This window comes from Chitinophaga sp. HK235 (genome assembly GCF_018255755.1).
Taxonomy (GTDB): domain Bacteria; phylum Bacteroidota; class Bacteroidia; order Chitinophagales; family Chitinophagaceae; genus Chitinophaga.
On the sequence record NZ_CP073766.1, the window covers coordinates 7,407,575 to 7,418,438 of the forward strand.

The window sequence follows — 10,864 nt, forward strand, 5'->3', positions numbered from 1 at the left end:
GTAATCATAATCCATCAGCAGTTCTGAGTTGGGGCAAACACTCCGGATGATTTTCCCTGATATATTTCAGTAGCTGTTCACGCATATAACAACGTAAGTCGAAAGCCTGGCCGGAGGTGGCGGCGCTCATCAGGGTTCTTACTTCAACAGTGCGTTCGGTGATGTTGGTGACCTGCAGAGCGCTGGCTCGTTTATCCCAGAGGGGAGAGGCTTTGAGCAGTCTGTCAAATTCGGCCCTGATTTTATCTATGGGTGCGGTATAGTCGAGATAAAAGAAGGCGGTGCCTAGTATTTCAGATCCGGTACGTGTCCAGTTCTGGAAAGGTTTTTCGATAAAGTAGTTGATCGGGAGTATCAGTTTACGCTGGTCCCAGATGTTGAGTACCACATAGGTGAGTGTAATTTCTTCCACACGTCCCCATTCTCCTTCCACCACCAGCACATCGTCGATGCGGATAGGCTGGGTAAAAGCTATCTGGAATCCGGCCAGCAGGTTGCCGAGTGATTTTTGCGCAGCGAAGCCGATGATGATACCGCCAACGCCTACACCGGTGAGCAGGCCGGCGCCGAGTTTACGCATGCTGTCAAAACTCAGCAGGATGATACAGGCTGTGAGTACCAGTACAAGGGCTATGGCCAGCTTCCTCACAAACTGCAGCTGGGTGCGTATCTTCCGTTCTTTCAGGTTGTTGGCTTTGTTGAGATCATATACATGATATACATAATCTTCCAGCACTTTAAGTATGCCGATGACCAGTGCTGCAAATGACAGTGTGAGCGCGATTTCCGCCAGGCGTGTCAGCGATGGTTCATATTTGGGGTGAATACGCATCAATGGCATCAACATGTTGAGGATCAGCAACGGCAGAAAATAGTTGAATGCTTTGCCAAGATGGAGCAGAGCGCTATGTACCAGCGAAAAATCTCCGTTGCGTTTGCTGGTCTTCCGCAGGATAAGTGAAAGCAGGAATTTGATCAGCCATCCTGCAATTACTGAAATGCCTATCAACATCAGGTTCCATAAGATGTTGGGCAAATGGTCCGTTTTTTCTAATAATTCATTCCACATAAGGCCGGAAGGTCACAAAAAAGGTGCCGTAGAGGACTCTGATATTAGGAATCAAAGTTGTCCTGATACAGAGATGAGGTGTATAAAAAATAATATTTATGTAATTCTGTCCGTTATTCTAATCTTCACGTATGATTTATTCCACTATGAAAAAATGTTTGCTGTTACTGTTGTTTCCCTTTTTATTGATTGCGCTACCAGGCCATGTTGCTGCATTTGTCTCCATGGGTTTACAGGCTGATACCACGGATGGTGTGAGCGCGTGGTTGAGGTCACATGCCGTTTCACTTCGTACTGTTGATGCCGGCAATGGCAGTGCGGATTTACAGGGACTGAAACCGATGATAGGAGATGCCCGTGTGGTAGCACTAGGAGAATGTACACATGGCACCAGTGAAATTTTCAGGATGAAACACCGCCTGCTTGAATTCCTGGTCACTGAAATGGGCTTTACTATTTTTTCTATTGAAGCGAATTTACCGGAGACGAATGCTGTCAATGAATATGTATTGTATGGAAAAGGAGAGCCGGAGATAGTACTGGCCGGTATGTATTGCTGGACCTGGAATACCAGAGAGGTGCTGGAGATGATTAAATGGATGCGGGTTTATAATATTCAGCATCCGGATAAGATGGTGCAGTTCACTGGTTTTGATATGCAATTCCCACAAGGGGCTTATGAAAGACTGGATCAATTTGCCACACAGTATGCTCCTGACCTGAAACCAGTGGTAGATACCATTGCTGCCTATTGCGTCCGTTACAGGCGACAGAATATAAATGGCCAACTGCTGACCCGTGAAGAAAAAGCCCCTTTGCAGCAGGCGCTGGATACACTGGGAGAGAACTTCAGGAGGAAGGGCGCTGCTTATCGGCAATTGGTGGGAGATAGCATATGGGAGTGGCAGCTGCGATACCTGGAAGTATTGAATCAGTATGTGAAAAAAAATTCTGACAGAAAAGGGATTTTAAGCAACAGAGACCAGTCGATGGCAGAGAATGTGATCTGGCTGACAGAACATTTTCCCGGGCAGAAAATGGTACTCTGGGCTCACAATGCGCATATAAAAAAGAATGAATATTCCATGGGAGAATATCTGAACAGACACTTTAGAAAAGAGCTGTTGGTGCTGGGTTTTGGGGTAGCATCAGGCAAGTATACCGCTGTCAAAAGAGGTGTTGGCCTCTCTCATGATAATCTTTTATCCACGCCGGTTCCTACATCATTTGAATCGTATGCACAAGCCAGTGGCATTGGCAACTTTATCCTTGACATACGCAGGGAGCAGTTGAAAAACGATGGCGCCTCATGGCTGTTGCATCGTATGAAACTACGTTATATAGGAGCAGTAGCTCCGAAGGGGGAAAAGCAGTTTGAACAGGGGCTTTTACCAGAACTGTATGACGGTATCATCTACCTGGAAAATACTACTTCTTCTGTATCGATCTATTACAAAAAATAACATTATCGCAAGCCATAGGCCATGCGCAGGGACGGCAGCGGGTGCAATGGCAAAGCGGTGGCGTATATATTCACTTCCTCTGAAAGCGATACCGTACTACAGCTTTTTTCATAGAGGAAGTTGATGAGTATGGAACGCGTTATGTAAATTAAATGTTACAGGTATTTGGAATTAGGGTGGATGATTTTTATATTTATTGACTACCGCTAAAATTCCATGTATGAAAAAAATACTATTAGGTGCAACATTGCTGTTGTGTTGTTTTTTCTCTCTTTCTGCGCAAAAATATACGGCTGACTGGAGTTCTCTTAACAAACGAGGTATCCCTGCGTGGTTCAACGAAGCCAAGTTCGGCATCTTTATTCACTGGGGTGTATATGCAGTACCTTCCTTTGCTGTAGTGGGCCCGGGAGGGTATTCGGAGTGGTACTGGTATAACCTGAATGGTACCAAAGAAGGGAGTCATCAGCAGGTACAGGCATTTCATGACAAACAATACGGCAAGGATTTTTCCTATCAGCAGTTTGAAAAACAGTTCACGGCCTCGTTATTTGATCCGGCGCAATGGGCCGATGTTTTCAAACGTTCCGGTGCGAAGTATGTGGTGCTGACATCCAAACATCATGAGGGGTATTGTTTGTGGGATAACAAACAGGCAGATGAATCATGGGGACATGCCTGGAATGCGGTAACGGGGACGCCCAAACGAGATCTGCTGGGAGATCTGACAGCTGCAGTACGTAAGGAAGGGTTGCGTATGGGATATTATTATTCGTTGTATGAATGGTTTAATCCTTTGTACCGGAAAGACAGGCAGCGTTATGTCAGCGAAGTGATGATGCCGCAGTTTAAGGATCTGGTAACGCGTTATAAGCCTTCGGTTATTTTTTCTGATGGGGAATGGGAGATGTCTGATACTGCCTGGCGCAGCACAGAGCTGCTGGCATGGTTGTATAATGAGTCGCCGGTAAAGGATGAGGTGGCGGTAGATGACCGTTGGGGTAATAATACCAGAGGCAAAAACAACGGTGCTACTTATCTTACGTCGGAGTATGGCAGCGGGATGCAGCCGGGAGTAGTATGGGAGGAAAGTCAGGGTATTGGTCAGTCTTATGGTTATAACCGGATGGAAAAGGCAGATGATTACAAAAAGAGTAATGACCTGATTTTATTGCTGACAGATATTGTGTCACGTGGTGGTAATCTGTTGCTGGACATAGGGCCTACGGCAGATGGGCGTATACCGGTGATCATGCAGCAGCGTTTGCTGGACATCGGTGACTGGCTGAAAATTAATGGCGAGGCCATCTATGAAACCAAAGCCTGGAAGGAGACCCGGCAGTGGAGCAGCGGGAGGAGGCCTGAAATAAGGGAGGAGAGCTATATGTCGGGTTACAATATTTCGCAGATGGTTGTTCCTTCTCCGACACATGCCCACATAGAAATGTTTTTTACGACCCATCAGGATGCCTTATATTGCATAGTGCCACGTTTTGAACAACAGCTGCGTATTCGTAATTATACGGCCCCTAAAAACGCTGTCTGTAGTATTCTGGGCAGTAGCAAGCCTATCACCGGGCAGCAGCAGGGCAAGGATTTTGTGATCAATTTATCCGGACTTCGACCGGGAGATATTCCGCAGCGACTATTTGTGGTGAAGATAAAATAAATGCTCATGAACTTTGAAGGTGAATGCCTCCGGGAGGCCGGGCTGCTGGATGCGCCCTCATTGCAGTCTATGTTGGGAGAAGACTGGACCGAAGATGATATCCGTCGTATCTACCCACGGGCCCTGCCTAATGTGCTGAATGGCAGGGAACTGCAGCTGGTGAAGCAGCTGGTGGACGTGGACGGTTATTCTCATCTGTATAAGATAGGGCGGTACTATCTGTTTGAAGCTATCGACCGGTGGATGCATGAGGTCTTTGCCAGTGAGCCGTTTATGCTGGAGCTCATCGCAGAAATGAACCATCTCAAAAAAATAAAATAAAAACCCCGGCATTTCAGTGCCGGGGTTTTGTATTTTTGGCGGACAATGATAAAGCCAATGTCACAAAAGCTCAATATTCTCGCTATCTCCGGAAGTACCCGTCAGCAATCCTCTAATCATCAACTGATAAAAGCTGTTGCCAGCCTGGCCGCAGACGTCGCCCATGTGGAGGTGTTTGAGGGGCTGACGAATATCCCTCATTTTAACCCTGATATAGACCACGATAATCCACCTGCGGAGGTTGTTGCCTTCCGGCGCCGTTTGCGGGAAGCAGACGCTGTCCTGATCTGTACGCCGGAATATGCCATCGGTGTGCCGGGTACCCTGAAAAATGCGATCGACTGGACTGTTTCTTCCATGGAGTTGTCCCGGAAGCCGGTAGCGCTGATCACAGCCGGTACCTCTGGTTTCAAAGCGCATGAATCGCTGCTGGGCACCCTGCTTATCATCGAATCGAACATTGCCACCACTGCCCAGATAGTCATCTCCGGAGTAAAAACAAAGATCAATCAGGACGGTATTATCACGGACACGGCTACACTGGAAAAGGTCCAACAGCTGATAGCGTCCCTGGTGGCTGTGGTGAAAGAAGAGCCTATCCCATTGATGCCAAGGCCTTCCCTGTTCTGATTATTTTTTATACCATCTTTTCAAGCTGTCGGCTGCTGCGTCGTATTCATATACTTTTCTTGTCAGGGTATCGATATATACCCATCCATCTGTTACAAATCTTGGGTCGGAGTGGTCTGCTTCTTCCATATGGTGTCCCAGGTGGAAAATCATATAAACCGCGGAATCGGTTGTTTCTACCTGGTCCATCATCCAGCGGATGGAGCTGTCTTTCGCTGCGTATCTGATCAGCTGGTTGTCTGTTGACTTTACAAATTCAATCAGCAATGAATCCGTCCAGGATGGCGACTGGCCGTCGGTTTCCTTAGTGGCCGGCTGTTCCTGTACGGTGACTGGCTTAGTGCTGACAGTGGCAGAATCGGTCTTTACTTCGGTTTGCTGGTTATTTCGGTTTACACAGGCGATGGTTACTAATACTGGTAGGAGGTAAATAAAATGCTTCTTCATATAACGATGTGTGATGTAAAACGTCTGCAATTATACTAAAGTAGTTAAATTAATTTATAACTGCCTGTTTTGCATGGGGTGATAACTCCTGACATACTGTTGTCACCTGCCCCTGCTAGTTTTGGTGTATGACAGAAAGTGATATCGTATGCCACCGGCTGCGTAACCAGCTGCTGCACAGCAGTACCTATACATCCCCGGCAGCCGTAGTGCAATGGCTCGGATGCCTCCAGGCCACCGATTATACCGCGGCCAAACGTAGCATCATCTCCCGTATGCATGCTTCCGGCAATACGTCTGTCGATACTTTTATCAACCAGGGCATCCTACAACGCAGCTTCCTGCTCAAACCCATCCACCACCTGGTCACCGCCACCGACAATACCTGGATACAAACCCTCACCACACCACTGATCAAGGTATCCTGTAAACGACTATACCATACCCTCAGCATCGATCCCCCACTGCTAAAACGCAGCAGACATACCCTCGAAAAAATACTCCGCGACGGACAAACTTTAACACGACAACAGCTGACACCCCACCTTGGCCTATCCTCCAAAGACCTGCGCATCAACATCCTCCTCATGGACGCAGAACTGGAAGGTATCATCTGTAGCGGCCCCCTCTCCGGTAAAACGTTTACCTACCGCCTGCAACCTCCTCAGGCGGTTGCCATACCCGCCGAAGAAGCCGTGGCGGTGCTGGCACAACGCTACTTCCGCAGCCGCGGACCTGCGAGATTACAGGACTTCGTCTACTGGAGCGGTCTGCCTGTCCCCATCGCCAAAAAAGGGCTCTCAGAATGTGCTTTGTCCTGTGAAGTCGTGGATGGTGAGGCATATTGGTTCTCCTCAGATATGGATAGAGCAGTTCCTGTTATTCATGGATCGTTAATACTACCCGCGGCGGATGAGTTTTACGTGGGGTATGAGGAGGAGGGATCTGGAGGAAGAGTGGGGCAATTTCTTTGAGTTGATTAAACATAGCGTAATTCTCCCAAGATTGTTGAGAGGACAGGTTAGTAGATGTTATTAGGAACATATGCAAACAGACTTATGGCTCACAAGCAATTCCAGAGCAGAATTGGCACTGGGTTGCCTGGCCTATTGATGCACATCCTGTTGCATCACAGGAGAAATTACCGCAAGTATCTACAGTTCCTACTGTATATAGGATTGGACCACCAGTTCCTATTAATTTACTTAAATCAACAACCTTGATTTTTCCAAGGAATAATTTTTTAGTGGGTTTTTTTTCATAACATAGAGATTTGAACATTACTTAAAGTTAGATATTCTCCGGGTAGCCTGGCGGCAGACGTTATTTGTATTAATAACTGTACAGAAATTAAATAGATAATAGTTCTAATAACTTTTCGAAATGTTCTTTTTAGGGAAGTTTTTTATTTTCTCCTCTATGAAATATCTTTTCTTCCTCCCCACTACTACCTCTACAGCCCAGCAGAAACAAGTTGCCATCACCATAGATGTACCCATCATGGCTCTACCGGAGAGATATATACTTGTCCAAAATATCTTCCTGTTTTTCAATACATAATAGTTCAGTTATTCCTTTCTATGTTTATATCCTAAGGAGAATGTTATCTCCCATTTCAAGTCCTCTAAGGTTCAATTTTTACACCATGAAATGTTTCTGAGGCAGTGTTAATTTGTACCTTTCAAATCCGCTATGGTCCAATCAATACTCCCTGCCCTGGAATCGCAGGCATAACCGGTTCATTCTTTCAAATCCGCTATGGTCCAATCAATACGCGATTTCCAGGCTGAAGGTAGATATTTATACTGACTTTCAAATCCGCTATGGTCCAATCAATACCCGGTTATGGTGTTCTATTGGTTTCAACATGATCTCTTTCAAATCCGCTATGGTCCAATCAATACCAGAACTGTATTGGGGGACTTCAATAATAAACCACTTTCAAATCCGCTATGGTCCAATCAATACTTTTACTGCTGTTGGCTATCCGCGGTATTATTTTCAATTTCAAATACGCTATGGTCCAATCAATACCTTTGTCGGCCAGTTCAATTGTTTCATGTGGAGAGGATTTCAAATCCGCTATGGTCCAATCAATACAAAAACGGCTATCAGAATAAGTATGGAGGAGATCTTATTTCAAATCCGCTATGGTCCAATCAATACATCTTTTCCCCTCCTTGAACAACCGAAGGATACAATATTTCAAATCCGCTATGGTCCAATCAATACCCGGTTGATGCACTTAACTGGCTTCCTCAGTCACGATTTCAAATCCGCTATGGTCCAATCAATACCCGAATAATATACTAAGACCATCCATGACACTTTATTTCAAATCCGCTATGGTCCAATCAATACTTTGTAGCAGAACAAAAGTCTATAGGATTATCGTCATCTCAAATCCGCTATGGTCCAATCAATACCCTGCTGAATTGTAAAGTCAACCTGCATCGAGCTATATTTCAAATCCGCTATGGTCCAATCAATACGGTTGGCCATCGAGGTAGCGCTTTATTTTGCTGGTCTATTTCAAATCCGCTATGGTCCAATCAATACCGCCATTACAGTTTCGTCTTCCGAAGCTGCCCAAACCATTTCAAATCCGCTATGGTCCAATCAATACGTCGTTCGCATCGCTGGTATGCCCGTATTTTTCAAAATTTCAAATCCGCTATGGTCCAATCAATACTGTTCGCGGCTCTTTCTGTAAGCATATCATATTTAATTTCAAATCCGCTATGGTCCAATCAATACAAAAATTGCCAATGAAATGCTGCCTGGGTTTGCTACATTTCAAATCCGCTATGGTCCAATCAATACACTATTATCGGCTTCGGAGCCAATCTCGCTATATCATTTCAAATCCGCTATGGTCCAATCAATACTTCCTTCTTCGCGGCCCGCAAGACCCGCTTAAACCTCAATTTCAAATCCGCTATGGTCCAATCAATACGAAAATTTGAACAAAGCCGGCTGGATGATTAACTGATTTCAAATCCGCTATGGTCCAATCAATACCCAAAAGTTGGTACTTATGTGGTAGACCCTCGTAAGATTTCAAATCCGCTATGGTCCAATCAATACTTAGGGTTCAGCAAGGAACATCAATAAACATAGGGAGATTTCAAATCCGCTATGGTCCAATCAATACCTTCCCGAAGATAGTACGTAAACCTTTGGTGGAATGTCATTTCAAATCCGCTATGGTCCAATCAATACGCTCCTTTCCCCCACCAAAAAAAGCCTTGTAATCAAGGCGTTGTAAAATTCAAACACAAAGTTTCAGGATGCTAAAGTCGTCGATGTGTAATAGTATGATTACCCCCTGACATCGACGACTTTTTTAAACTATTGAAAATCAATAGTTTGTATTTTTTCTTTCAAAGAACTGCTATGGATGGATGATATTTTAGGTGTCTTAGACGACTAAAACATATTTTCGAGGTTGTTTTTTTCGAGTCCGACGACTTGTTTATCCAGCCATTTTTCCTGTCGGCTGCTGAAAATAATGATGCTGTCATAAGAGGGATCAATTATTTCTTTGGCCTTAAGGAGTAGTTCTTTCAGTTTTACTTCGGTGAGCTCTCCTTCGAAGACACTGTTTTGAATCCAGTTAAGATAGCGGCGGCACAGTTTGAGCATTTTACCGACTCTTTTCTGATCTATGTCATATACCAGTATGATATACATTTTTATTTTTTTTGGGTAAATATCAGCTACCACCAGGCTTTAAAGGGTTTATATTCTTCTATATTTAAAATATGTTTAACGAGTTTGTAGCATTCGAGTTTTATCAGATGTTTGTAAGTGACATTTCTGCCAAGGGATCTATGTTTGATGGTTTCATTGAGTTTGTCGTCCCATGCTTTAACAACTTTTTTTCTTCCATTTTCTTTTAACAGACAGCTATTAAGTTGATGGTCAAAATCCTGTGTTTGTATTTGCCGTTTGTTTAGTAAGGAAAAGATGAGTCGGTCTACCAGAATAGGTTTGAATATTTCGGAGAGGTCCAGGGCCAGTGAATAGCGCCGGTATCCGGGTTGATGCAGAAAGCTGATGGTGGGGTTGAGTTGTGTATGGTGTATCATGTCCAGACAAAGCGTATAACACATCATGTTTAAGAATGAAATCAGGGCATTTACCTCATTGGATGGAGGTTGTTTAGTGCGAGGTCCCATCTCAAAATCATTGATGATCAGATCAAATGTTTGGTAATAGGTGAGACGAATTTTTCCTTCTACTCCCATCAGTTCTTCAATGCTCCTTGCCGATGATATTTGTGGTGTCATTTGAGAAATCGTATCTATCTGGACGCTGGTGTCCTTGTCTCTATTGTTATAATAGCGAAGGTTTTTAAGGATGTTGAATGCTGCTCCTTCTATAAATTTACTGGCGATGGACAGCCTTTTGGATGAATTTGAATAATGCTCTGTTTGTGCTATAATAACTTTTCCACTTAAAAGAAAGTCTTTGGGCATGAAACTTCCTGTATAATGTTCGTAGTGATCAAAGAAGTGAACACTGATCTGTTCTTTCCCCAGAAAGTTGTATAGAGCACTGTTGGCATCCAGACTGCCAAAAGTATACAGGTTGTCTACTGATTCGACCGGTATATAACGCGGTGCTCCTTCTGCACCCAGATCATCAACGGGAGTGAATTTTAATGAATTGTCCCTGCGGCTTATTCTTCCAGGGTTAAAGAGGTAATAACTTTTCTTCATAGAAAAAATAATTATTCTTCGATATAACAAAGTTCATAATACGAACAACTCTTACATATTTTACTTTGGATTTTATCCGGGCATTTGTCTGATTGTTGTAAATGCTGTATTGTGCTGATGGTGTTTGTAAGATGAAGGATATCGTGACTGGTTAATTGAACAGTAGTGGAAGTCCTGAGTTTGGGGTATTCTAATATAGCCTGTACATCAGGGATATCATTTAATAGCAGGAGCCATATGTAAAATTTTGCCTGCCATTCATGGGCGACTTCTGCTTTGTCACTACGTTTGGTTTCGTGAATTATTTTTTGCTTTGCATCATAAAAATCAATTTTACCGGTTAATGGAATATTATTGAAACAGGCTGATAGTGTTATTTCAGTATATTTCTCAGGACGTTGGGAATAACTGGTTTCGTGCAGCAGTTTCCCATCATATACGGTTTCAGACGTGTGTTCCATATTAATTCCATGTGTGTGTAGCCACATTTCTCTGGGGCAGATATGGAATAATTGGATAAGTGTACCATTGACAGACATAG

Annotated in this window: 11 protein-coding genes and 1 CRISPR repeat array; of the genes, 6 read left to right on the top strand and 5 right to left on the bottom strand. The window is 44.1% G+C overall.

Translation table 11 applies throughout. The annotated features are described in order from the left end of the window. Window positions 1–4: 4 nt before the first annotated feature. Entirely contained in the window at window positions 5–1,036 is a 1,032-nt protein-coding gene (locus KD145_RS28460; RefSeq protein ID WP_249219604.1) for a mechanosensitive ion channel family protein, read from the bottom strand. Window positions 1,037–1,215: 179 nt separating this feature from the next. Between KD145_RS28460 and KD145_RS28465 the strand changes: the two genes are divergently transcribed. From KD145_RS28465 to KD145_RS28480, 4 genes are all read left to right on the top strand, one after another. Beyond that, window positions 1,216–2,532 (top strand): erythromycin esterase family protein, encoded by a 1,317-nt coding sequence (locus KD145_RS28465; protein WP_212003192.1) that lies wholly within the window; start codon window positions 1,216–1,218, stop codon window positions 2,530–2,532. A 220-nt stretch (window positions 2,533–2,752) separates the two neighbouring features. Next, window positions 2,753–4,201 (top strand): alpha-L-fucosidase, encoded by a 1,449-nt coding sequence (locus KD145_RS28470; protein WP_212003193.1) that lies wholly within the window; start codon window positions 2,753–2,755, stop codon window positions 4,199–4,201. A 6-nt stretch (window positions 4,202–4,207) separates the two neighbouring features. Beyond that, on the top strand, window positions 4,208–4,522 hold the full coding sequence (locus KD145_RS28475) for a hypothetical protein (protein WP_212003194.1): 315 nt from the start codon (window positions 4,208–4,210) through the stop codon (window positions 4,520–4,522). A gap of 57 nt (window positions 4,523–4,579) precedes the next feature. After that, window positions 4,580–5,152: an NADPH-dependent FMN reductase gene (locus tag KD145_RS28480; protein ID WP_212003195.1), complete on the top strand. Its 573-nt coding sequence runs from the start codon at window positions 4,580–4,582 to the stop codon at window positions 5,150–5,152. Here KD145_RS28480 and KD145_RS28485 read toward each other — a convergent pair whose 3' ends face one another. After that, a complete protein-coding gene (locus tag KD145_RS28485) occupies window positions 5,153–5,599 on the bottom strand; it encodes a hypothetical protein (protein WP_212003196.1) in 447 nt (148 codons plus the stop codon). Between the two features lie 128 nt (window positions 5,600–5,727). Between KD145_RS28485 and KD145_RS28490 the strand changes: the two genes are divergently transcribed. Further along, window positions 5,728–6,573, top strand: a complete 846-nt coding sequence (locus tag KD145_RS28490; RefSeq protein WP_212003197.1) for a DNA glycosylase AlkZ-like family protein — start codon at window positions 5,728–5,730, stop codon at window positions 6,571–6,573. Between the two features lie 445 nt (window positions 6,574–7,018). Further along, the gene (locus KD145_RS28495; protein WP_212003198.1) at window positions 7,019–7,159 is read left to right on the top strand and encodes a hypothetical protein; all 141 of its coding nucleotides are present in this window, start codon (window positions 7,019–7,021) and stop codon (window positions 7,157–7,159) included. A 52-nt stretch (window positions 7,160–7,211) separates the two neighbouring features. After that, a CRISPR array of direct repeats spans window positions 7,212–8,821; the repeat unit is 29 nt; unit sequence TTTCAAATCCGCTATGGTCCAATCAATAC. A gap of 207 nt (window positions 8,822–9,028) precedes the next feature. On the opposite strand, the gene cas2 is transcribed toward KD145_RS28495, so the two are convergent. Genes cas2 through cas4 form a run of 3 tightly spaced genes read right to left on the bottom strand, consistent with a single transcriptional unit; the run spans window position 9,029 to window position 10,862 of the window. Beyond that, the gene (gene cas2, locus KD145_RS28500; protein ID WP_212003199.1) at window positions 9,029–9,292 is read right to left on the bottom strand and encodes a CRISPR-associated endonuclease Cas2; all 264 of its coding nucleotides are present in this window, start codon (window positions 9,290–9,292) and stop codon (window positions 9,029–9,031) included. 26 nt (window positions 9,293–9,318) lie between these two features. Then, the gene (gene cas1b / locus KD145_RS28505; protein ID WP_212003200.1) at window positions 9,319–10,323 is read right to left on the bottom strand and encodes a type I-B CRISPR-associated endonuclease Cas1b; all 1,005 of its coding nucleotides are present in this window, start codon (window positions 10,321–10,323) and stop codon (window positions 9,319–9,321) included. A gap of 11 nt (window positions 10,324–10,334) precedes the next feature. Then, on the bottom strand, window positions 10,335–10,862 hold the full coding sequence (cas4, locus tag KD145_RS28510; RefSeq protein ID WP_212003201.1) for a CRISPR-associated protein Cas4: 528 nt from the start codon (window positions 10,860–10,862) through the stop codon (window positions 10,335–10,337). Between the last annotated feature and the right edge of the window lie 2 nt (window positions 10,863–10,864).

Coding starts and splice junctions, on each gene's coding strand:
- KD145_RS28465 (WP_212003192.1), top strand. CDS start 1,216: ATGAAAAAATGTTTGCTGTTACTGTTGTTTCCCTTTTTATTGATTGCG.
- KD145_RS28470 (WP_212003193.1), top strand. CDS start 2,753: ATGAAAAAAATACTATTAGGTGCAACATTGCTGTTGTGTTGTTTTTTC.
- KD145_RS28475 (WP_212003194.1), top strand. CDS start 4,208: ATGAACTTTGAAGGTGAATGCCTCCGGGAGGCCGGGCTGCTGGATGCG.
- KD145_RS28480 (WP_212003195.1), top strand. CDS start 4,580: ATGTCACAAAAGCTCAATATTCTCGCTATCTCCGGAAGTACCCGTCAG.
- KD145_RS28485 (WP_212003196.1), bottom strand. CDS start 5,599: ATGAAGAAGCATTTTATTTACCTCCTACCAGTATTAGTAACCATCGCC.
- KD145_RS28490 (WP_212003197.1), top strand. CDS start 5,728: ATGACAGAAAGTGATATCGTATGCCACCGGCTGCGTAACCAGCTGCTG.
- KD145_RS28495 (WP_212003198.1), top strand. CDS start 7,019: ATGAAATATCTTTTCTTCCTCCCCACTACTACCTCTACAGCCCAGCAG.
- cas2 (WP_212003199.1), bottom strand. CDS start 9,292: ATGTATATCATACTGGTATATGACATAGATCAGAAAAGAGTCGGTAAA.
- cas1b (WP_212003200.1), bottom strand. CDS start 10,323: ATGAAGAAAAGTTATTACCTCTTTAACCCTGGAAGAATAAGCCGCAGG.
- cas4 (WP_212003201.1), bottom strand. CDS start 10,862: ATGTCTGTCAATGGTACACTTATCCAATTATTCCATATCTGCCCCAGA.